The organism is Mycobacterium sp. 155 (genome assembly GCF_000373905.1).
In the GTDB taxonomy this organism is placed as follows: Bacteria; Actinomycetota; Actinomycetes; order Mycobacteriales; family Mycobacteriaceae; genus Mycobacterium.
This window is the reverse complement of record NZ_KB892705.1, coordinates 2,962,117-2,983,552: the sequence shown is the minus strand read 5'-3', so window position 1 is coordinate 2,983,552 and position 21,436 is coordinate 2,962,117. Positions and strand designations below refer to the sequence as shown.

At 64.0% G+C, this 21,436-nt stretch carries 22 protein-coding genes, 1 tRNA gene and 2 pseudogenes; 14 read left to right on the top strand and 11 right to left on the bottom strand.

Going from position 1 to position 21,436, the window contains the following annotated elements:
* Positions 1–40 precede the first annotated feature (40 nt).
* The 3 genes from B133_RS0114245 to B133_RS0114235 all read left to right on the top strand — a co-directional run bounded on the left by B133_RS0114245 (position 41) and on the right by B133_RS0114235 (position 1,593).
* The gene (locus tag B133_RS0114245; protein WP_018601992.1) at positions 41–220 is read left to right on the top strand and encodes an antitoxin; all 180 of its coding nucleotides are present in this window, start codon (positions 41–43) and stop codon (positions 218–220) included.
* 3 nt (positions 221–223) lie between these two features.
* Entirely contained in the window at positions 224–670 is a 447-nt protein-coding gene (locus tag B133_RS0114240) for an SRPBCC family protein (protein ID WP_018601990.1), read from the top strand.
* 149 nt (positions 671–819) lie between these two features.
* Complete coding sequence (locus B133_RS0114235) at positions 820–1,593, top strand: VOC family protein (protein ID WP_018601988.1); 774 nt, start codon at positions 820–822, stop codon at positions 1,591–1,593.
* Between the two features lie 41 nt (positions 1,594–1,634).
* Here B133_RS0114235 and B133_RS0114230 read toward each other — a convergent pair whose 3' ends face one another.
* Positions 1,635–2,081: a cupin domain-containing protein gene (locus tag B133_RS0114230; RefSeq protein ID WP_018601986.1), complete on the bottom strand. Its 447-nt coding sequence runs from the start codon at positions 2,079–2,081 to the stop codon at positions 1,635–1,637.
* Positions 2,082–2,100: 19 nt separating this feature from the next.
* Here B133_RS0114230 and B133_RS0114225 point away from each other — a divergent pair, with 19 nt between their 5' ends.
* Positions 2,101–2,529 (top strand): hypothetical protein, encoded by a 429-nt coding sequence (locus B133_RS0114225; protein ID WP_018601984.1) that lies wholly within the window; start codon positions 2,101–2,103, stop codon positions 2,527–2,529.
* Positions 2,526–3,116, top strand: coding sequence for a GNAT family N-acetyltransferase (locus B133_RS0114220; protein ID WP_018601982.1), 591 nt, complete (start codon positions 2,526–2,528; stop codon positions 3,114–3,116). The genes B133_RS0114225 and B133_RS0114220 overlap by 4 nt, the downstream gene beginning before the upstream one ends.
* 173 nt (positions 3,117–3,289) lie before the next feature.
* On the opposite strand, the pseudogene B133_RS22820 reads toward B133_RS0114220, so the two are convergent.
* From B133_RS22820 to B133_RS0114205, 3 genes and pseudogenes are all read right to left on the bottom strand, one after another.
* Positions 3,290–3,763, bottom strand: a pseudogene (locus tag B133_RS22820) (thiolase domain-containing protein); the annotation flags it as partial.
* A gap of 61 nt (positions 3,764–3,824) precedes the next feature.
* On the bottom strand, positions 3,825–4,232 hold the full coding sequence (locus B133_RS0114210; RefSeq protein ID WP_018601976.1) for a hypothetical protein: 408 nt from the start codon (positions 4,230–4,232) through the stop codon (positions 3,825–3,827).
* Between the two features lie 1,361 nt (positions 4,233–5,593).
* Positions 5,594–5,666, bottom strand: a tRNA-Arg gene (locus B133_RS0114205).
* 690 nt (positions 5,667–6,356) lie between these two features.
* On the opposite strand from B133_RS0114205, the gene B133_RS0114195 reads away from it, so the two are divergent.
* Entirely contained in the window at positions 6,357–7,271 is a 915-nt protein-coding gene (locus B133_RS0114195) for a universal stress protein (RefSeq protein ID WP_026256431.1), read from the top strand.
* A 45-nt stretch (positions 7,272–7,316) separates the two neighbouring features.
* Here the strand turns inward: B133_RS0114195 and B133_RS0114190 are convergent, their stop codons facing one another.
* Positions 7,317–7,901: a hypothetical protein gene (locus B133_RS0114190; protein ID WP_018601970.1), complete on the bottom strand. Its 585-nt coding sequence runs from the start codon at positions 7,899–7,901 to the stop codon at positions 7,317–7,319.
* Positions 7,902–8,109: 208 nt separating this feature from the next.
* Between B133_RS0114190 and B133_RS0114185 the strand changes: the two genes are divergently transcribed.
* Together B133_RS0114185 and B133_RS22815 are read left to right on the top strand one after the other, a co-directional pair.
* A complete protein-coding gene (locus B133_RS0114185; protein ID WP_026256430.1) occupies positions 8,110–8,655 on the top strand; it encodes a hypothetical protein in 546 nt (181 codons plus the stop codon).
* A 50-nt stretch (positions 8,656–8,705) separates the two neighbouring features.
* Positions 8,706–9,231 (top strand): annotated as a pseudogene (locus tag B133_RS22815) (APC family permease); the annotation flags it as partial.
* A 94-nt stretch (positions 9,232–9,325) separates the two neighbouring features.
* Here the strand turns inward: B133_RS22815 and B133_RS0114170 are convergent.
* The 3 genes from B133_RS0114170 to B133_RS0114160 all read right to left on the bottom strand — a co-directional run bounded on the left by B133_RS0114170 (position 9,326) and on the right by B133_RS0114160 (position 11,719).
* Positions 9,326–10,141 carry an LLM class F420-dependent oxidoreductase gene (locus B133_RS0114170; protein WP_026256429.1) on the bottom strand — a complete coding sequence of 272 codons (816 nt, stop codon included), beginning with the start codon at positions 10,139–10,141 and terminating at the stop codon, positions 9,326–9,328.
* Between the two features lie 54 nt (positions 10,142–10,195).
* A complete protein-coding gene (locus B133_RS0114165) occupies positions 10,196–11,422 on the bottom strand; it encodes an Nramp family divalent metal transporter (protein WP_026256428.1) in 1,227 nt (408 codons plus the stop codon).
* A gap of 105 nt (positions 11,423–11,527) precedes the next feature.
* Positions 11,528–11,719 (bottom strand): hypothetical protein, encoded by a 192-nt coding sequence (locus tag B133_RS0114160; protein WP_232423302.1) that lies wholly within the window; start codon positions 11,717–11,719, stop codon positions 11,528–11,530.
* A gap of 228 nt (positions 11,720–11,947) precedes the next feature.
* Here B133_RS0114160 and B133_RS0114155 point away from each other — a divergent pair, with 228 nt between their 5' ends.
* Together B133_RS0114155 and B133_RS0114150 are read left to right on the top strand one after the other, a co-directional pair.
* Positions 11,948–13,423: an HNH endonuclease signature motif containing protein gene (locus B133_RS0114155; protein WP_018601959.1), complete on the top strand. Its 1,476-nt coding sequence runs from the start codon at positions 11,948–11,950 to the stop codon at positions 13,421–13,423.
* 48 nt (positions 13,424–13,471) lie between these two features.
* Positions 13,472–13,942 carry a hypothetical protein gene (locus B133_RS0114150; protein ID WP_026256427.1) on the top strand — a complete coding sequence of 157 codons (471 nt, stop codon included), beginning with the start codon at positions 13,472–13,474 and terminating at the stop codon, positions 13,940–13,942.
* A gap of 46 nt (positions 13,943–13,988) precedes the next feature.
* On the opposite strand, the gene B133_RS0114145 is transcribed toward B133_RS0114150, so the two are convergent.
* Genes B133_RS0114145 through B133_RS0114135 form a run of 3 tightly spaced genes read right to left on the bottom strand, consistent with a single transcriptional unit; the run spans position 13,989 to position 17,234 of the window.
* Complete coding sequence (locus tag B133_RS0114145) at positions 13,989–14,879, bottom strand: Ku protein (protein WP_018601956.1); 891 nt, start codon at positions 14,877–14,879, stop codon at positions 13,989–13,991.
* Between the two features lie 22 nt (positions 14,880–14,901).
* On the bottom strand, positions 14,902–15,816 hold the full coding sequence (locus B133_RS0114140) for a carbohydrate kinase (RefSeq protein ID WP_018601955.1): 915 nt from the start codon (positions 15,814–15,816) through the stop codon (positions 14,902–14,904).
* A complete protein-coding gene (locus B133_RS0114135; protein WP_018601954.1) occupies positions 15,813–17,234 on the bottom strand; it encodes a mannitol dehydrogenase family protein in 1,422 nt (473 codons plus the stop codon). The genes B133_RS0114140 and B133_RS0114135 overlap by 4 nt, the downstream gene beginning before the upstream one ends.
* Before the next feature lie 66 nt (positions 17,235–17,300).
* Here B133_RS0114135 and B133_RS0114130 point away from each other — a divergent pair, with 66 nt between their 5' ends.
* From B133_RS0114130 to B133_RS0114115, 4 genes are read left to right on the top strand one after another with little or no spacing between them, the layout of a single operon-like run.
* Positions 17,301–18,230: a sugar-binding transcriptional regulator gene (locus tag B133_RS0114130; protein WP_018601953.1), complete on the top strand. Its 930-nt coding sequence runs from the start codon at positions 17,301–17,303 to the stop codon at positions 18,228–18,230.
* 7 nt (positions 18,231–18,237) lie between these two features.
* Positions 18,238–19,581 carry a sugar ABC transporter substrate-binding protein gene (locus tag B133_RS0114125; protein WP_018601952.1) on the top strand — a complete coding sequence of 448 codons (1,344 nt, stop codon included), beginning with the start codon at positions 18,238–18,240 and terminating at the stop codon, positions 19,579–19,581.
* Positions 19,578–20,549 carry a carbohydrate ABC transporter permease gene (locus tag B133_RS0114120; protein WP_018601951.1) on the top strand — a complete coding sequence of 324 codons (972 nt, stop codon included), beginning with the start codon at positions 19,578–19,580 and terminating at the stop codon, positions 20,547–20,549. Before B133_RS0114125 ends, B133_RS0114120 begins: the two co-directional genes overlap by 4 nt.
* A complete protein-coding gene (locus B133_RS0114115) occupies positions 20,549–21,415 on the top strand; it encodes a carbohydrate ABC transporter permease (RefSeq protein ID WP_018601949.1) in 867 nt (288 codons plus the stop codon). The genes B133_RS0114120 and B133_RS0114115 overlap by 1 nt, the downstream gene beginning before the upstream one ends.
* The last annotated feature ends 21 nt before the right edge of the window (positions 21,416–21,436 follow it).

Here is a 21,436-nt window from a genome sequence, read left to right as displayed (position 1 = left end):
TCCCGCGTTTCCGACGAGTCTCAGACGATAGGGTGGGCACATGAGTTTCCTGGACAAGGCCAAAGACCTGCTGTCGCAAAACGCCGACAAGGTGGACACCGCCATCGACAAGGCAGGCGACATGCTCGACGAGAAGACCGACGGCAAATTCTCGAGCGTTGTGGACAAGGTGCAGGATGCCGCCAAGAATGCCATCCACAAGGACGAGCCGACGCAATAATCTATGGCGAAACTTTCTGTCTCCGTTGACGTTCCACTGCCACCGGAGAAGGCCTGGGAATATGCCTCGGATCTGTCTCGCTACGACGAGTGGTTGAGCATTCACCGGGCGTGGCGGTCGAAGCTGCCGGAAACCCTGGAAAAGGGCACGGTCATCGACTCGATCGTCGAGGTCAAAGGCATGCTGAACCGCATCAAGTGGACGCTCGTGCACTACCGACCGCCGGAGGCTCTGACCCTCAATGGCGACGGCCGGGGTGGGGTCAAGGTCAAGCTGCTCGGCAAGATCAAACCGGCGGTGGTCGACGGCGGCGAGGGGGCGACGGTGACGTTCGACGTGCATCTCGGCGGCCCGGCGCTGTTCGGGCCGATCGGCGTGGTCGTGGCGGCTGCGCTCCGCAGTGATATTCAGAACTCCCTGAACAAGTTCAAGTCCCTGTACGCCCCGTAACGTTCTCCGCCGAGCAGACGCGGCGGTACCTCAACACCGGCGTGTCGCGTACCTAGATGTCTGCTCGCCGTTGAAAGGGGCAGCGTGCGATGAGTTCTCCTGCCGGTGGCGGTCGATACCTTTGACCGACTCACCGAGAAGGAGACACCATGGCTACCCGTTTGACCGCGCCGTTGGGCGCGCCCGTGTGGCTCGACCTGACCACCTCTGACGTCGAGCGCGCCAAGGACTTCTACAGTGCGGTTTTCGGCTGGAGATATGAGACCGGCGGGCCCGAGTATGGCGGCTACGTCAGTGCTTTCCTGGGAGACCGATTGGTGGCCGGACTCATGCAGAACAATCCGGAATGGAATACCCCCGATGTGTGGACCACCTACCTGCACACCGTTGATGCCGACGCTACCGTGGCCGCGGCCGCTGTGGCCGGCGGCAGCAGCTGCGGTCAGGTGATGGACATCCCTGGCAAGGGCCGGATGGCGATGATCACCGACCCGAGTGGCGGCTTCTTCGGGCTGTGGCAGCCGACCGGGCATGCCGGCTACCAGGCCTTCAACGAAACAGGCGCACCGCTGTACTTTCAGCTCACCACGCGTGACTACGTCGGGGCGCTGGACTTCTACCGACAGGTCTTCGGGTGGACCACCCATACGGTGTCCGACACCGACGAGTTCCGCTACAGCACAGCGGTGTTCGATGGCCAAGAGCTGCTCGGTGTGATGGACGGCGGCGCGTTCCTGCCCGAAGGCGTTCCGTCGACCTGGACCGCGTTCCTGGGTGCCGGCGACGTCGACAAGACGGTCGAGCTGATTGTCAAGAACGGCGGATCCGTCGTGCGCGCCGCCGAGGACACCCCGTACGGCCGATTGGGGGCCGTCGCCGACCCGACCGGTGCCACGTTCAATCTGTCCTCGCTGCAGGACTGACCTCAGTCTTCCGGACGGTTCTCCCGCCGCGTTGGGTGTGCTCAGTCGGACATCGCGCCCAGCGCGAAGTCGGCGAAGTCGAAGCCCGGCACCACCACGCAACTGACCAGCGCCGCTTCGTCATCCAGCGGTCGCGCCCGCTGCCAGTGGCCCGGCGGCACCAGCAATTGCGGATGCTGCCGGGCCGTGATGTCGGGGCCGAGCACGTGCGTCGCCGCGTCGTCCTGTTCAACGCCGATTTCCAGCACCAGTGGACTACCGCGGTGGTGGAACCACAGTTCGGCACTGCGCACCGTGTGCCAGGCAGACTGCTGTCCGGGCATCAGCAAGAACAGAATCGCCGTACCCGCACTGCGCGGGCCGTTGTAGCCCGGGGGCAGCGCAGCCTCGCTCACGCTCAGGTCACTGCGCCAGGTCTCCCGGTACCAGCCGCCCTCCGGGTGTGGCGACAGATCGAGCTTGCGGGCCCAGTCCGGTAGCAACGTCACACCCGATAGTCTCGTCGCTATGGTGCGTCTGCGTCCAGGTTGGCTGGTAGCCCTGTGCGCCGCCATTCTGGTGGTGGTCGCCTGGTTGCCGTGGTTGACAACGAGCGCCAACGGCGGCGGCCGGGCCAACGCGATCGGCGGAGCGGTCGGCAGCATCGTGCTCCACCACGGTTTCGGCGCAGGGCAGTTGATCGTGTTGCTCTCCTCCACGCTGATCGTGGCCGGCGCCATGGCTGGGCGAGGGTTGTCCGAGCGGATGGCATCGGCTGCGGCGCTGCTGGTTTCGCTACTGCTGATCGCAATGACCGGGTGGTACTACTTCCTCAACGTCAAACCTCCGGTCGCAGCGGGCTACGGCCTCTATGTCGGCGGCGGACTGGCTGTGGCCGCCGCGGCGTGTTCGGTGTGGGCGTTGGTGTCCACTCTGGGAAAGAAAATGAGCTCATGAGCGAATTCGTCAAACCGGTGGAACTGACCGGTCGGCAGTGGGTCCGGCTGGAACCGCTGACCCGTGCGCATATCCCGGAGATCGACGCTGTCGCTGCCGACGGTGAGTTGGGCACGTTCTGGTACACCATGACTCCGGCTCCCGGTAGGGCCGAGCAATGGGTCGAGCGCATGCTGGAGCTGCGGGCGGCCGACGCCGGGGTGAGCTTTGTGGTCCGGGCGCTCGACGGCCGGCTCGTCGGCTCCTCCAGCTATCTGCATGTGGACGGGCCCAACCGCCGGCTGGAGATCGGCCATACCTGGTACGTCCGGGATGTTCGTCGCACCGGGGTCAACGCCGAGACGAAGCTGCTGATGCTCAGCCACGCCTTCGACGAATTGAACTGCGTAGCAGTGGAATTCCGCACCCATTTCTTCAACTTCGCCAGCCGGGCCGCGATCGAACGGTTGGGTGCCAAGCTGGACGGGGTGCTGCGCAGCCACCAGATCGCGCCTGACGGCTCGCGGCGGGACACTGTGGTGTACTCACTCCTCGACATCGAATGGCATGCTGCGCGCAACAATCTGCGATTCCGGCTCGATCGCTGACCAACCCGGGGGCTGGCCGACCCCAATATTGCCCACCCCGGAGCAGTCTTCGTTCATCAAAGTCCGTGCTCCTGGGTGCAGGGTCACGCGGCCGAACCTCGTGTGACGACGAAACTGACGATCGTGGCGGTGCTGCCGCCGAAGTTCAACGTGCCGAAGGTATTTGCCCCGTCGATCTGAGAGAACACCGATGGCCAAGAGAACGTCGCGTTGAGATGACGTGCGGCGATGTTGCCCGGCACAGTTTTCTCCAACTCGACCCCGATCACCAGCGCGCTTTCGTAGGCCCCGGAGCGTAGATCCGAGACGGCGGCGAGGGTGGCGATGCTGCCCGATGCGCAAGCCGCTTCGTGGCGCGAGGCCGGAATCGCCCAGAGGCCCTCGTGATCGGTAGCCGGCATCGTGCCGAGGTGTGCTTGGTGAGCAAACAACTCGCCGAACGCATTCGCGACGTGGACGACGCCGATCTCAGAGGCCTCGACTTTCGCTGCAGCCAGCGTGTTGTCGACGATTTCGCAAGTCAGATCGGCGAAATCAAGGTCCTCGCGGGTCAGATTGCGGGCGAAGTCACTCTGGTATCCGCCCAGAATCCAGACGTTCTCCGTGGCGGGGAGGCTTCTGCAACTAGGAGAGTGACCAGGGACGATTCAACCGGACGTTTGTCGTTGCTTTGTGCGTATTTGCCGCCATGTTTCGGCTTCACCGCACTCAGCCGTGCTCCTCGCCGTCGAACCTGATGTCGTCCAGTTCACCGGCCTTGGCCTGCAGGCGATCGCTGATGAAGGTGTCGGCGGCCACCAGGCGCTCGGCGTTCCAGCGGATGTCTTCTTCGTACCCGCGGGCGGCCGTGTGGCGGGCAGACATGTTCAAGAGGTCGGCACGGCGGGTGTCGCGCACCGAGAGATCGTCGCCGACCTTGAAGCCTGCGTCCTCCGCCTCGGTTATTGCTTCAAGGACCTTGCGTTGTGCGGCGTGAATGTCCGCGATGCCGTTCTCTGCGATGTCAGCCGCCTCCACGATGACGTTGGCGTGACTGCGGACGACGGCGGCGTCGGCGGTTGCCCGGTCCAGTGCGGCGTCCTTGGCCTCACCTTCCCATTCAGTGCCTCCGGGCATCGCCACATTCAAACGGTGCTGTGCGAACAGTGTGTCGGACTCGCTGGCAGATGTGCGCCACCGATTTGCTGCTACCGCTAGGTGAGAAGTGTCCCAATTCTCAATCTGAGACCGTGAGGGGAGAACCGGTTCCGGCGAAGCGGCCGAGTTCATACCGATCGGGTAACTGCACCCGCACCTTCGTCATCGGTTCCGGCATAGCGGACCGCTGCTGTGCTCATTGCCGTGTGGTGTCTGCTGATCCGGGCCGACTGACGGATACGGACGGAGATGACCGCAGCGCCAAACCGTGAGACTCCTGCGTGGCTGGGCTGTCCACCTGGACCGTGGCCGGTTTCCAGATTTTCCGCGAGCCTATCCGCGATATCCGTACTACGTGCCGCGCCCGCGTTCAAGCCCGCAACGTCAACTGTAAGACCTGCCATTTAGTGCCCCTCGCCACACACAACAGATAGTCCGGACGCTACCACTGCTGAAAATGGCTACGCGCAGTGCGGGTTTTGTGAGCAGCTGGTCGCACTGGCCCTTGCGGGCGTTATGCCTGGTAGCCCCGGTTGTGAGACAGCTATCCCGGATGTGGGTGAACATTCTGCGGTCGCCGTGCGTATCGGCGGGTCGGACGACGAAGCTATATCCACAGGCGCTATCCACAGTGGGGATGAATTACACCCGTGTGGTTCGATCGGTGCCCGGTGGTGGCCAGGGCCGAAGAATCGGCGCTAGGCAGTACCGACGGTATCGACGCGTATGCACCTCAGCTGCCCTTCAGGTTGAGGACCTGTGGCGGGCTCCGTGCGGGGCAGAGTACAGTGCCGCGGGATTTCCTTTGCCGCGCACGACCTATGACTGTGGACCCATCGAGCCCGGAATGACGGCGCGGGCACCTTCATGCGTCCGACAGCACCCTTGTGGGTCAGCCATACGTCGCGGCCGCCATGTTGCTCCTTCTGGGGCATCGGCATCGCTACCCATCTACCTTGCCAGTACCGCGCGGAAAACGGTCTATCGTCGCGGCGCGGTTATCCAGCGCGAACCGCTGCGCCCAATGTAATTCCTTCGTGTAATAGGAGAATTCGGGCGTCGACTGCGACGGATATGCGAACCGACGCCGCGCGATCCAGGTTCTGATTCTCACGCGGCTGTCGACCGGCATTCGCGGAGAATGCACCCGCACCCTCGCCGGGCGACAACATTAGCGCGGTTGCGGATCTTGAGGCAGATACCGCGGGCACATGCGCTATCACGGGTGATACCAGCAAATTTGATGCCACCGGTGATGCCAGTTTTACAGAGGGCATGTCCAGGGTTTTCCCCGGGGTCAATGTGACAGGTGTGACCAAAGCTTCTCGAGTTTGCGAGTGTGCCCCCGGCAGGATTCGAACCTGCGACACCGGCTTTAGGAGAGCCGTGCTCTATCCCCTGAGCTACGGGGGCCGGAACCTACCGAAATAGGTGCAAACCAGAGGGACGACCCATGCTAGTCGGCCGATCGTGGACCGGTGGCATCGGGGCCGGCGGCGGCGGTGTCGATGATGGCCGAATCCTGTGACTGTATTGCGGCCCAGTGATACTCCGATGTCACAGGTTCTGGTGCATACGGAGAAGCCAGCGGAGCGGGTGCCGGACGTGGTTCCGGAGCAGGTCAAGGAGCCGGAGGCGCTGCCTGGTGGACGGGCGGCGCCTCGTGTGCCGGGGTCGTGCTTGCCGGAACGGGCCTCATGAGCGGAGGTCGGAGCTTTTGGGGCTGGAGCACGCGCCGGAAGCTCCGGTGCAACCCGGTGAGTCAGGGTTCAGGGTCTGTCCCGGCCCGATGTTGATCGGAGCCTGATTTCTCATTAATTCCGTTGGTGTGAAAGATGTCTGGTTTTTTCTGTGAGTGTGTCAGGTCGGTGCCGCGACGGGAATGTGTGGTCTGTGGGGCGAGCTCCTTGGTGAAGTCGCGGGCAGATTTATCCGCGGGATCCTTTATCAGCGGTCGAGCTATCCTGTCGGTGGAGACGAACTGCCTGTCGCGTCCTAAAATGGTTACGCCACACCGAGACTGGCACTGGTGGGTGGTGTGCGGTTACGCACGACCATCGGCCTGACGGAGGCTGCGGAGTGAGCATGGCAGGAGGGCCCGCAATGTCCGAACACATACCGCACCGCGGAGTGGTGGTAGGAGTCGACGGATCGCCGTCGGCAACGGCAGCAGTGCGCTGGGCTGCGCAGGAGGCGGTGATGCGCAATCTTCCACTGACCGTGGTCCATGCCGCGGCAACTCTGCCGGTGGCGAGATCGATATTCGCCTGGCCCGCCGGGAGAGTTCCCGAAGAGGTTCTCGAAATCGAGGAGAACCAGGCGCACACCATCGTCGCGGACGCCATGGCGGCTGCTGAGTCCGACGCCGGTCTCGGCGGTGGATTGAAGATCGACAGTCAACGGTACTTCGGATCACCGGTAGCGACGCTGGTCGAACTCTCCAAGGATTCGCACATGGTGGTGGTGGCATGTCGCGGTCGATCGGGACGGCATCGTCGGCTACTCGGTTCGGTCAGCACGGGTTTGCTCCATCACGCGCATTGTCCTGTCGCCGTGGTCCACGACCTGAACCAGGCAGTGCAATCCAAGGAAGCGCCGGTCCTCGTCGGAGTAGATGGTTCTCGCGCATCCGAGTTGGCAGTGTCGATCGCCTTCGAAGAGGCCTCGTGGCGAGGCGTGGATTTGTTGGCGCTGCACGTATGGAGTGATGCCGAAGTGTCGTCGATACCGAGCCTGGAATGGTCGGCTCTGCAACGAGTTGCGGAGAAGAATCTGGCCGAGGCATTGGCGGGCCAACAGGAGCGCTATCCGGACGTGGGCGTCGTCCGTCTCGTCGAATACGACAACCCCACCGGCCACCTGATCGAACATGCGGAACAGGCCCAGCTGGTGGTGCTCGGGAGCCACGGCCGTGGTGGGTTCGCTGAAATGTTTCTCGGTTCGGTCAGTGCCACGGTCGCCCAGGAGGCTCATGTTCCCGTGATTGTTGCGCGTGGCGATGAGAGCAGACGGGGCTGATGACGTGCGTCGTCGGCTAGCGCACCGGCAGCCGGTGTCCGTCAGTCAGCTGCGATTCGTCCGGCCGTTCTCCGCGAGGTCCTCCAGTTCACGGTCCCACTCGGCATAGCGCCGCCGCTCGACCCGGTTGTGCACCACTGCCAGCACCGCAGCGCCGGTACCCGCGACAATCAGCCACGACGAAATCGCGAGAGTAGCCGCATCAACGGCAGCGTCGTGGTCGGTGGGCGGAGCGACGGTCCGGTTGCCCGCGGCGTCGACCCAAATGGGTTCGCGGTCGCCCGGTTTCATCTTCGTCGTTGTCTGGATGGTGTCGACGTGCCGTTGGCCGGCCCAGCGCCACTGCACGGGGGTCACGAAGACATCTTGATGGCGCTTTTTGTCTGGCGAGCTGTGGTCTGTTGCGATCGCGTCTGCGTGGTGGTCGGTGAGGCGTTGGGCGGCGTACTCATGCGTACGACTGTCGTAGGTCGTCGTTCCCATCGCACCCGCGACGGGAACTGCAAGGACTACGAAGATCGAGATGAGAAGGGCCGCAGCTGCCTCGATACGGTCGCTGGCACGGATCAACGCACTGCGGGTCACCAGCCGGCGGATCCATGTTCCGGCACTGAGCGTGAAGGTCTCCATGATCCCTCCTCGTATACCCAGTCGGCAGCTACCCGACACCATTCACGGTCCCGCAATCACCTGTGGGATTACAGAGTCCAAAGTCGTGCCTTTCTGGAAAGTCCGACAGCGTCGCGCGAATTCCGGTGGGCGCTAATGTGGTTGATGCTGAGCTTCGATCCGATGCACAGGCAGGTCAACAGATTTGAGCAGCGAACGGGCACTGGCGATGACAGATGACATCCTGACCGATACGCAGATCGCCGCGATGACAGGGGCTCAGCGACGGGAGCTGATCCAGCGCCTCGAACGCCCCCTCGAGGAATTGAGACCGCGACGATTGTCGGCCACGCTGAAGCAAGCACATCTGGGTCTGATGACCGGCGGCGTAATCTTCATGATCCCGTGGATCGTCTATCTGTCAGTGACATTGCCGCAGAACTACACTGTCCGGGACTGGCCGTTGACGTGGGTGGGCTTCGACAGCCTGCTGGTCGTGTTCATGGCGGCGACGGCGATCCTGACCTGGATGCACCGCCAAATCCTGGTATTTCCCGCGTTTACCACCGGCATTCTGCTGCTGTGTGACGCGTGGTTCGACGTGACCACCGCCGGCCCCGGTGATTTATTCGCATCGGTGCTCACGGCGGTGGTGGGAGGTGCGCTAGCTGTGGTCCTCATCGCCGGATCCTTGAGCCTGGTGCGGGTGAATGCCCGGCGGCTGTGGATGCTCGACCACGGCCAGCCCTTGTGGCGGCTCCCGCTGTTCTCCTGACCGGTGTATAGAGGTGACCGTCAGCGGTTCCCTACCGGTGGGGATGGTGAATGTCCAACAGGTCTGCGTCAGATCCGGAGCCGTCGACCGGTGGGTTGCGCCGGCAGTTGGGTGTGTTTGATGCAGTGACCATCGGGCTGGCCGCAATGATCGGGGCCGGCATATTCGTGGTGCTGGCCCCGGCAGCTCGTGCGGCCGGGACGGCGTTGTTGGTGGGGCTGGCGGTGGCCGCGGTGATCGCGTACTGCAATGCGACGTCGTCGGCGCGGCTGGCCGCGGTGTATCCGGCCTCCGGAGGCACGTATGTGTACGGGCGGGCACGTCTGGGTCCGTTCTGGGGTTTACCTCGCCGGTTGGGGATTCGTCGTCGGCAAGACCGCATCCTGTGCGGCGATGGCGTTGACAGTGGGTTTCTATGCGTGGCCTGCCCATGCGCACGAAGTCGCGGTGGCTACTGTCGCGGTATTGACGGCGGTGAACTACGTCGGTGTGCAGAAGTCGGCATGGCTGACCCGCGTGATCGTGACTGTGGTGTTGGCGGTACTGGCCGTGGTCGTGTTCGCTGCGTTCGGCGCCAGGGACTTCGCCCTGCCGTTGGTATCGATCCTGGCCGGGCTCGCGGTCCTGGCGCTGGGTGCGCTGGCATACGGCTTCCGCCCGCGCACCGAACTCACCTCAGCTCGGCGATGACCTTCGCGAACTGTTCGGCGTGGTTGGCCTGCACGATGAAGTAGCTGACGCCGTAGGTCTCGCGCAGCTCACGTAGCCCGTCGGCGATCGCGGTGATCGATCCGGATAACACACCCGGGTGCCGCAGCAGCTGCTCATCGGTCAGATCGGGCAGGAAGCGGCGGGGGATGGTCAGGTCGGGCTGCTCCGATCCGGCTGTGGGCATGGCGGTGATCGCGATGTTGAGTTCCAGGGCGTCGAAGCGTGGTCCTGCCGCGTTGCGCAGGAACGTGATTCGTTCCTTGAGGGGGTCTCCGTCGACATGGGAACCGCCTGTCAGGCCGACGATGTCGGCGGTCTCGGCGGCGACCGTCAGCAACCGGTCGCCGTTGCCGGCGATGAGGATCGGCACATCGGGCACATGCTCGGACACATACGTCGTCATATGCCGCAGATAGTCGATGCGTTCCCGGGCACCGGGAAACGGCAACTCGGCAGCCTCGAATTCCTCGCGGACATATCCGGCCCCGAACCCGGCATCGAACCGCACACCGGACAGGTCGCGCAGCGCCTCGATGTCGCGGGCCAGTAATGCCGGCTTGTAGAAGCAGGCGTTGAACACGAAGGTGCCCAACCGCAGTGTGCTCGTCGCGTTGGCGGCGGTCATCAAGGTGGGGAACGGCGCGGGCGCACCGAGGTGGTCGGGCACAGTCAGAACGTCGAAGCCCTGATCCTCGGCGCGGCGGGCGAAATCGGCGACTTGGGCGTGGGTTTTCGCGGTGCGCAGGCCGACGCCGAAGCGGAAGTTGCGGGTCACAGGCGCGAGGGTAGCCGCCGATTCCCCGCCGTAGGCGAAGTACGCGTGCCGCATTCAGCCTGTGACGGTGAGGTAGATCAAGATCACGTTCAGCACCGTAATGGTTGCCGCGACCACCCAGCCCAGTGTGGTGGTCACCCGGTGATTGGTGTCCTCGCCCATCAGTGTTCTGCTGCTGGTGAAGCGGACCAGCGGGATCAGCGCGAACGGTATCCCGAACGACAGCACCACCTGCGAAAGCACCAGTGCACGGCTGGGGTCGACGCCGATGGTCAGCACGGCCAGTGCAGGGACGAGCGTGATCAACCGTCGCAGGAGCAGCGGATAACTGCGTCGCAGGAGGCCCTGCATGATCATCGCGCCGGCATAGGCTCCGACCGATGTCGAGGCGAGGCCCGAGGCGAGCAGCCCGATCGCGAACAACAGCGCGACGGTCGGGCCCAGCGTGTCCTGAACCGCGGCGTGGGCGCCCTCGATCGAATCGGTGCCGTTATGCCCCTGCAGATTGGTCGCGGCCACCAGCAGCATGGCCAGATTTACTGCGCCGGCGACCACCATCGCCAGTCCGACGTCGAACCGTGTCATGCGCAACAGCAGACGGCGGCGTTCACCGGCCTCGGGGTGTCCGTGCCGGTCGCGCGCCAACCCGGAGTGCAAATAGACCGCGTGCGGCATGACCGTTGCACCCAGCATCGCGGTTGACAGCAGGATGCTCTCGACACCGTGGAAGCGCGGGATCAGCCCGTCGGCGACGGCGCTCGGCGGAGGCGTTTCGACGAACAGGCTGGTCAGAAATCCGATCGCGATAACCAGCAGCATGCCGGTGATGACTCGCTCAAAGATCCGCTGGCCGCTCCGGTCCTGCACCGCCAAGAGAAGCAGGGACACGACGCCGGTGATCACTCCGCCGATCAGAAGCGGCAGCTTGAAGAGCAGTTGCAAGGCGATCGCTCCACCTACGACCTCGGCGATATCGGTTGCCACGGCAACCAATTCGGCCTGCAGCCAGTAGCCGATCCGCCCGCGATTGTCGGTGTGGTCGGCGACGATCTCGGGCAGTGAGCGGCCGGTGACCAGTCCGAGCTTGGCCGACAGATACTGCACCAATCCGGCCATGACATTGGCTAGGACGATCACCCACACCAGCAGGAAGCCGAACTGCGATCCGGCGCTGATGTTGGCCGCAACATTACCCGGGTCGACGTAGGCGATCGCGGCGACGAACGCTGGCCCCAGCAGCAACCAACTCGATCGTTTACGCGCCGTGGTGTCCTGCAACAACAAGTAACCCAGCTCCTGATCCGGTAGTGCGAATACAAAAGTTAGGTTAGCCGAAATCTATCGGATGACACGATCCGACGCGCGTGGTCGCGATCACGGTGCGCGTCACCACACGATGGGGAAGCCGCCAAAGCCGATGCCCCAGCCCCAGCCCCAGCCCGGCAAGAAGTTTGTCGCCGGGGGTGTGGTGACGATCTGAGTGCTGCCGTTGGTTTGGCATAGCGTGGTGTTGGGCCCCGTGTTCGTACATTGCGGGGTCGCATCGGCCGGCGCGGCGGTCAGCATCGCAACGCTCATGCCCGTGGTTGCTAAAAGCGCTCCAAGATATCGCGCATACCCGCTCATGACCTGCTCCGATCGGTGAGTCAAGGGTACGCCGCAGCAGGATCCTCGGCCTGCCCAACCGTCGGAGAACGAAGTGGTCGTCGGCTTGGTTGGCACGCCACGCGGGCGGCCGTTTCCACCACGGGTAACACGTCCTAATTCGACGTGCACGGGTCAGTAGACCCGCGTATCATAGAACATATGTTCGAACAACTCGGCAATGCGGAACTTGCCGCGGAGATCGAGCGGGAAACGCGAGCGGCAGCCGCATCGGATTCCCGCCGATTGCGGTTGATTGCCGAGATGGTCAGTCGCCGGGTCGCCGAGCAGGACGACGAACTGTTGCATTGGGCATGCGACTACTGGGACGCCACAGCTGCCGAGGTAGCGGCCGCGATGAGGGTCGGCCACCGTGCGGCATCGAAGGAGATGTGCATCGCGGTTGCGCTTGGCGACCGGTTTCCCCGGGTGGCCGCATTGTTCGACGAAGGGTTGGTCAATTCCCAACTGATCTCCACGATCACCTGGCGTACGCGGTTGGTGGAGGACGCGGAAGCCTTGCGGTTGATCGACGAAGGGCTCGCCCAACGCGTCACCGACTGGGGCCCGCTGTCTGTGACCAAACTCGAACAGGCCATCGACACGCTGATCGAACGGCACGACCCGGGCGCGCTCCGACGCCTACGTGAAGCCGTCCGCGCCCGGGACGTGTGCCTCGGCAAGACCGATGACGTCAGCGGCACCACGTCGCTCTGGGGCCGATTGCTCGCCACCGACGGTGCCGCGCTGCGTAAGCGCATGGCTTATGTGATCAGCGGCGTGTGTGCCGACGATCCACGTACCGCCGGGCAACGCCGGTCCGACGCGCTCGGCGTGATCGCTGCACTCGGAGACCGGCTGCGCTGCCAGTGTGGCAATCCTGACTGCCCGGCCAGTGAACCTGACGCCCGTGCGGCCAACACCGTCGTCTATGTGCTGGCGGACAAGGCGGCTCTGGAGGGCGAGCCCGACCCCTATTTGTCCGGGGATTACGACGGTGTGCCGGTGCCGCCGGACCATGTGGTCGACGAGACCCCGAGAAAGAAGCCTGCGACGGCAGTACTGCTCAACGGCGGCGTGGTGCCCACTCCATTGCTGGCGGAACTGATCGCCAACGGCGCGAAAGTCCGTGAACTCATCGTGCCGTGCGACGAGGCCGAGCGACGGTACCGGCCATCGGTGAAACTGGCGGCGTTCGTGCGTATGAGAGACATGACGTGCACGTTCCCGGGGTGCGGGCGGGCCGCCGAGTCGTGCGATATCGACCACACGGTGCCGTATCCCAACGGGGTTACACATGCGTCAAACACCAAGTGTCTGTGTAGAACTCACCATCTCTTGAAGACTTTCTGGGTCGGCTGGTCCGACAGTCAACAACCCGACGGGAGCATCGTGTGGACCACACCAAGTGGTCTGACCTATACGACCCGGCCGGCCAGCCAGTTGTTCTTCCCGCACTGGAACACCACAACGGCGGTGTTGCCGCCGGCCGCCGCCGCACCGATCACGACCCATCGCGGAGCGATGATGCCCCGGCGAAAACACACCCGAGCCGCCCAATGGGCTCGCCAGATACGGGCCGAGCGTGCCCTCAATGAGGCCTATCTCGCCGAGCGGGCCAAACCACCGCCAGGCTGACGATTTCGGGCGCACAATTGAGTTGTTCGTCCGACCATGGGAGCCGCCATGAACGATCAGCCCTACGACCTTTTCGGGGATGTCTTTCGGCGGTATTTCAGGCGTTCGGTCGATGTGTACCCGAACACCGGGCGGACACTCGTCCATCGGCTGCTCACGTCCACTGACGAGGTGCAGGACCGGTTGTCCGAAGCTCAGCACGCAGCAGTGGTGTGGAGCAGGGCAGAGTCAGGCCACGCCGACATCCACTCGGAGCTGTTCATGATCACCCAGTGCGGGCTGATGTATGCGGCCAGCTTCGAGGCCGTTGGTCACCGCATGTACTACCTGGCCACCCCTTCGGCATTGTTCGACGTATTCGTCGACCAGGTCGACGGTGCGGCGCCGCAGTCGGCAGCGGTGGTCGCGGTTGATCGGCGGTGCGGCCACGATCTTGCCGCAGCCCATCCGATGGACGCCGCATTGCGCCGGATCCTCGACGAGCACGAAGCGCTGCGGGTCGACGTCCTGGCCGCCTAGAGCTGATTAATCGCCCACCCGCACCAGATCAGCTGGGCCACCTTACTTACTTCTTCGGAGCGGCGTCTTTCGCCGGAACCTTCTTGGCGGCAGCCTTTTTCGCGGGCGATTTCTTGGCGGGCGTGGCCTCCTCGTCGGAGTCACCACCTTTGCGGGCCTTAACCGAGGCCTCGAGCTTGGCGAGCAGGTCTGACACGTCTTCGGTCTCATCGAGTTCGGCGGGTTGCTCCTCGACCGAGAACGCCTCGCCGCCTTCGAGTTTCGCCTGTACCAGTTCGTAGAGCTCGGCCTGGTAGTCATCGCGGAACTGCTCCGGGTGGAAGTCGTCGGTCATCGACTGCACCACCTGGCCGGCCATCTTGAGTTCGGCCGGCTTGATCTCGACTTCTTTGTCCAGCACCGGGAAATCGGGAGCGCGGATCTCGTCGGGCCACAGGAGCGTGTGGATCACCATTACGTTGCGCTTGGAAAAATCCTTGACCCGCAACGCCGCGAGCCGGGTCTTGTTGCGCAGCGAGAAGTGCACGATGGCCACGCGGTCGGTGTCGGCGAGCGTTCTGGCCAGCAGCACGTACGACTTGGACGACTTGGAATCGGGCTCAAGGAAATAGCTCTTGTCGTACATCAGCGGATCGAGCTGATCGGCCGGAATGAACTCCACCACCTCGATCTCGCGGCTGCGTTCCTCGGGAAGGGTGGCGATGTCCTCGTCGGTGATCACCACCATCTGCCCGTCGTCGGATTCATAGGCCTTGTTGATGTCCCGGAATTCGACGACCTCACCGCACACCTCGCATACCCGTTTGTATCGGATGCGCCCGTTGTCCTTGGCGTGCACCTGATGAAACTTGATGTCGTGGTCCTCGGTCGCGCTGTAGACCTTGACCGGCACGTTCACCAGGCCGAAGGCGATCGAACCCTTCCAGATAGATCGCATTTGCCCAGTATGGCCCACACCTCTAGCCGAAACGGCTCAACGCTTCGCGATCGGGCAGGTCGGCGCCCGCCCGGGCGACCGTCCAGGCTGACGCCCGCGCGGCCCGGGAGACGGCGTCTTCCAGCGCGTCGCAGCTGATCGCGCGCAGGTCGCGGCGCTTGGCGGCGCCCAGCAGTCCCTGCTCCCACAGGGCATCGATCAACCCGGCCATGAACGCGTCACCGGCTCCTACGGTGTCCACCACCTGGACCGGTCGTGCGGGCACCCGAACCATTCCCGCGGCGCACAACGCAAACGCGCCGTCTGAGCCCACGGTCACTGCGACGATCGAGGGCCCCATGGCCAGCCAGGCGCGCGCGATCTGCTCGGGAGAACTCCGCTTGTCAATCCACCGCAGGTCCTCATCGCTGACCTTGACGATGTCGGCGTGTTCCACGAGGCGTTCGATACGGCTGCGGGCCGCGTCCTGATCGGTGATCAACATCGGACGCACATTCGGATCGAATGTGATGGTGGCCGAGAGGTGATAAGCATCGAGCAGTGCCGCGACCGCCCGGCATCCGGGCTCCAGCACCGCGGCGATGGACCCGGTGTGCGCCACCAGTGGCGGACCCACCTCTGGTGTGCCGGAGAGTTGCCACTCCAGATCGAAGGCGTAGCGCGGCGAGCCGTTCTTCAAGGTGACTTGCGCGGTCGGGGTGCGCTTCGCGGTCATGCTGCCCGAAACAAGTGATACCCCTACGGCTTTGGCATAGTCAGCAATGTGCCTGCCGTGCACGTCGTCGGCGATGTGGGTGAGGAAGTCGACGTCACGCCCCAGCCTCGCCAGGCCGAGCGCCACGTTGAACGGGCTGCCGCCGACGTGCTCGCTGGTGATGGCGCCACCCCGTTTGACGATGTCGACCAACGCCTCACCGATGACCAGTGCCCGGTTCATGATCGCAGTGCCTCCAGGGTGGCCCGGGCGCCGACGCGATGGAGGGAATCCAGCGCCCACAGATAGGCCTCGACAAACCGGGGTTGGGTTGCGAGATCACCGAACAGGGCGGTGTTCTCGATGAACGCTGTCGGGTGTTCGCGTTGGGACTGAGCCAGCGGCACGAGCGTATCGGCCAGCGCGTCCTGTACCTCGATCGGTTCGCCTTGCTCGTCGAGGCCCTCGGCGTAACGTGCCCAACTCGCCACAACGGCCGCGGACAGCCGGATCGGTGCACCGGTCTTGAGGTTTTCCCGGATCACAGGCAGCAGCCACTTCGGGATCCGGTCCGACGAGCCGAAGCACAGCCGCACGATGGTGTCGCGCACACCCGGGTTGGCGAAGCGCTCGATCAGCGTGCGTTTGTAGTCGGCCAGATCGATACCTGGGACTGGTTCGAGGGTTGGGGTGGCCTCGGAATCCATGTAATCCAGCAGGAATTCGGCGAAGAGCGGGTCGGCCGCGGCGTCGTGCACCAGGCGGTAGCCGGCCAGATAGCCGAAGTAGCACAACGCTTGATGGCCGGCGTTGAGCAGTCGCAGCTTCATCAGCTCGTATGGCGTCACGTCGTCGACCATCAGTACGCCCGCCTCCTCCAGCGGCGGCCGGCCGTCGGAGAACGAATTCTCCAGCACCCAGGACGTGAAAGGTTCGGCCACCACCGGCCACTGGTCGTCGATGCCGAACTCCGAGCGCACCGTCTCGATGACCTCCGGAGTGGTGACCGGGGTAATGCGGTCCACCATCGAGTTCGGGAACCGCGTGTGGGTGTTGATCCATTCGCCCAGGCCTGGATGAGCACGCTCGGCGTAGGTGATGAACGCCTCGCGCGCTACGTCACCGTTGCCCTCGATGTTGTCGCACGACACGATGGTCGGTGAGGCGATACCGCGGTCGCGGCGTAGCGCCAGCGCGTCAGTCACCAAGCCGAAGACGTTGACCTGGTCCGGGGACACGGCGTTGAGGTTGTAGCCGCCCTCGGTGATGGTCAGCGAGATGATCCGGGTGGCCGGGCTGGCCAGAAGTTCCACGACACCTTCAGGATCGTCGGGGGCATATCGATAGTCGATGATGGAACCGATCACTCGCGCCTCGCGGGTGCCGTCGGGGTGCACCAGCATCAGGGTATAGAGCCCATCCTGAGCAGCCAGCACATTGGCCATCTTTCGATCCGACGGCAGCACCCCGACGCCGCAGATAGCCCATTCGGCGGCCAGGCCGCGTTCCAGCAGGCGGTCGATGTACATCGCTTGATGCGCGCGATGGAAACCGCCGACACCGAAATGCACGATGCCGACCTGGACCTCGTTGCGGTGGTAGCTGGGGCGCGCCGCGGTGGGCGGCTGCGCGGTGGGTGTTGTGTGCGTCACATTTGTCATGTTAGCGTGATGAGCATCTACTCGCACCCGTGAGCATGTGCTCACTCTACCGGGAGGTGAGGTCCAATGGCCGCACCGACGCCAGAGGATCTGCGACTTGCCCTGCGTGCGGCCACGTTGTACTACCTCGACGGCCTCACCCAGGCCGAGATCGCGGCGCGGCTGGGGGTTTCCCGCCCGACCGCAGGGCGGTTGGTGGCCAAGGCCAAGGCCAACGGTCTGGTGCGGGTAGAGGTGGTGGTGCCGCCCGGCATCGGTGAGGATCTGCACGCCGATGAAGAACGCGAACTCGAACGTCGGTTTGGCCTCACCGAGGCGGTCGTGGCGGGCAACGCCGGGCGCGCCGGCGCTGCGCTGCTGATGCGCCGAATTGGGGCCGACGACGTACTGGGCTTCACCTGGGGACCCGAGCAGGTCGGTGTCGCGACAGCATTGGTGCCCGGAGTTGCGAGCTGCCGCGCCGTGGTTCAGCTCGACGGCGCCATGTCCACGGCCGCTTACCAGACCGGCATTGAACAGATCCTGACGCGGTGCGCGGACACTCTGCGCGGCGAGACCTTTCGGCTCCCCGCACCCTTGTACGCCGACCCGGCCACCGTGATCTCGATGCGGGGGGATTCGGTCATCTCCCGCACCCTGGACGCCGGCCGGCGCGCCGACACCATGCTGTTCGGGGTCGGCGCAGTGTCGACCTCAACCACGTTGTTCGAAGGCAGCTTCCTGGACATCCGGATGCTCGACGAACTCGTCGGTCAAGGCGCCGTCGGCGAGATCGGCGGCCGCTTCTTCAACGCCCATGGTGAGCCCGTCCACCACGAACTTCAGCAACGCGCGATGTCGGTCCCGCTGGAAGACATCCGCACCTGCGAGAAGACCATTCTGGTGTCCGGCGGCGCCGGTAAGTACCAGGCTGTACTCGGCGCTCTGCGCGGCAAGTTGGCCCGGCTCTTGGTATGCGATATCGATTGCGCCCGTTGGCTGTTGGCGCAGAAATGAGGTTGCCATGAGATTTGCGAGAAAACTGGCCGCGGTCGTCGCGGCGGCGGGGCTGGCCCTGACGGCCGGTTGCGCGGGGGCCGGGACGCTCGGCGCCACCGACCAGACCGTGACGATCGCGATGGTGTCGAACTCGCAGATGACCGACGCGCGGTCGCTGGCGAACCGATTCGAGGCCGCGAATCCGGACATCAAACTGCGGTTCGTCACGCTGTCGGAGAACCAGGCTCGCGCCAAGATCACCGCGTCTACCGCGATGGGCGGCGGCGAGTTCGACGTCGTGATGATCAGCAACTATGAGGCCCCGCAATGGGCCGAAAACGGCTGGCTGGTCAACCTTTCCGACTACGCACGCAATACGCCGGGCTATGACGAGAATGACTTCATCCCGTCGCTGCGCGAATCACTGTCATATAAGGGCAACATGTACGCGGTGCCGTTCTACGGCGAATCCTCGTTCTTGATGTACCGCAAGGACCTGTTCGAGCAGGCCGGCATCGAGATGCCGCACAATCCGACCTGGCAGCAGGTCGCCGATGCGGCGGCCAAACTCGACAGCCCAGACATGGTGGGCATCTGCCTGCGCGGTAAGCCCGGCTGGGGTGAGGTGCTGGCCCCGCTGGACACCGTGATCAACACGTTCGGTGGGCGCTGGTACGACGAGAAATGGAACGCTCAGCTCACCAGCCCCGAGGTTGAGAAGGCAGTCGACTTCTACGTCAACCTCGTCCGCAACCACGGCGAACCAGGCGCGGCGACAAGCGGTTTCGGTGAGTGTGCGACGCAATTCGCCCAGGGTCGGGCCGCGATGTGGTACGACGCAACGTCGGCGGTGTCGGTGCTGGAGGATCCCGCGTCGTCGAAGGTGGTCGGCAAGGTCGGCTACGCGATGGCGCCGACGGTCGAAAAGCCCAACTCCGGATGGCTCTACACCTGGGCGCTGGGAATCCCCAAGAGCAGCGACAAGCCGGACGCCGCATGGAAATTCATCGCCTGGATGACCGATCAGAACTACATCAAGCTGGTCGGCGAGCAGCTTGGGTGGGCGCGGGTACCGCCGGGCAGCCGGCTGTCGACCTATCAGATTCCCCAATATAAAGAAGCGGCAAAGGCGTTCGGCCAGGTGACGCTCGACTCGATCGAGGGTGCCACCCCCGCCAAGCCCACCGTGCAACCGGTGCCCTACACGGGCGTGCAATTCCTGGCCATCCCCGAATTCCAGGACCTCGGAACCCGGGTCAGCCAGCAGATCAGCGCGGCGATCGCCGGGCAGAAGTCCGTCTCCGACGCGCTCGAACAATCGCAGAAGTACGCAGAAGTCGTCGGCGAGACCTATCAGGAGAAGCCATGACAACCAGTCAGTTACCGGCCGAAGCCGATGCGCTGACCGAGGCCGAGCACGTCGCACGGATCAAACAGAAGCAGGACCCCGGGGTTTCGCGCGCTGAGGGTTGGCGCCGCCGCGGGCCTCTGCTGCCGGCGCTGATCTTCATGATCGTCGTCACCCAGATTCCGTTTCTGTTCACGCTGTACTACTCGACGCTGTCGTGGAACCTGGTGCGGCCGGGGTCCCGGCATTTCGTCGGGCTGCAGAACTACCTCGACGTCATCAGGGACGGCACCTTCTGGCAGGTCGCGATCAACACCGTATGGATCATCGTTGCGACCGTGCTGATCTCGGTGGTGCTCGGACTGATATTGGCGTTGTTGCTGGACCGGGTCTTCCTTGGGCGGGGCGTGGTGCGCACGCTGCTGATCACCCCGTTCCTCGTCACACCCGTTGCGGGGGCGTTGATGTGGAAGACCGCGATGCTCGACCCGGTGTTCGGCATCATCAACTGGGTGCTGTCCCCACTGGGGCTCAAACACGTCGACTGGGTCAGCCAGCTACCGCTGACCTCGATCATCGTCGCCCTGGTGTGGCAGTGGACCCCGTTCATGATGCTGCTGATCCTGGCGGGCCTGCAGTCGATGCCGCGCGACATCCTCGAGGCGGGTCGGGTCGACGGTGCGGGTGCGTTCCAGCTGTTCCGTGAGCTGACGCTGCCGCACCTGCGCCGGTTCATCGAGTTGGGCACCGTGCTCGGTGCGATCTACCTGGTCAATACTTTCGACGCGATCTACATGATGACCCAGGGCGGGCCGGGCACCGCGAGCGCGAACCTGCCGTTCTATATCTACCAGCGAGCCTTCCTGGGCTTCGACATCGGCCAGGCGGCAGCGATGGGCGTCGTCGTCGTGATCTTCACGATGATCATCGCGAGCTTCGCGCTGCGGCTGATCTTCAAATCGTTCACGGGCAAGGAGGAGGCGGCCTGATGAGTACCGTCACGACGGGCGCGACACACGAGAAGGCTGCGAGCCCGGCAAAGGTCAAGCGGCGCAAGTTCGATCCGTGGGGTGTGGTCGCATGGATCGTGGGCCTGGGCTTCTTCTTCCCGGTGTTCTGGATGGTGCTGACCGCCTTCAAACAAGAGGTCGATGCCTACACCACCACCCCGAAGCTCTTTTTCGTCCCCACCCTCGACGAGTTCAAGGCCGTCTTCGCCAACGGCGTCGGCACGAGCCTGCTCAACTCGCTCTATGCCACCACGGTGTCGACGATTCTCGTTCTGGGCCTGGGTATTCCGGCGGCCTTCGCGCTATCCCTCAAACCGGTGCGCAAGACCCAGGACGCGCTGTTCTTCTTCATGAGCACCAAGATGCTGCCGATCGTCGCGGCGATCATCCCGCTGTACGTGATCGTCTCGAACATCGGTCTGCTGGACAACATTTGGGCGTTGATCATCCTGTACACGTCGATGAACCTGCCGATCGCGGTGTGGATGATGCGGTCGTTCTTCCTCGAGGTGCCCGGCGAACTCCTGGAGGCCGCGAGCCTCGACGGGGCCAGCACCTGGCGTTCGGTGCGAGAGGTGATCCTGCCGTTGGTGTCACCCGGGATCGCGGCCACGGCGCTGATCTGCGTCATCTTTGCCTGGAACGAATTCTTCTTCGCGGTGAATCTCACTGCGGTGCAAGCCCAGACCATGCCGGTGTTCCTCGTCGGCTTCATCGCAGGTGAGGGTCTGTACTGGGCCAAGCTGTGCGCGGCGGCGACAATGGCCGCGCTTCCGGTGGTTCTCGCGGGCTGGATCGCGCAGAACAAGCTGGTCCGCGGACTGTCCTTCGGCGCGATTAAGTAAACGGAAGTCAAAACAGGAGTT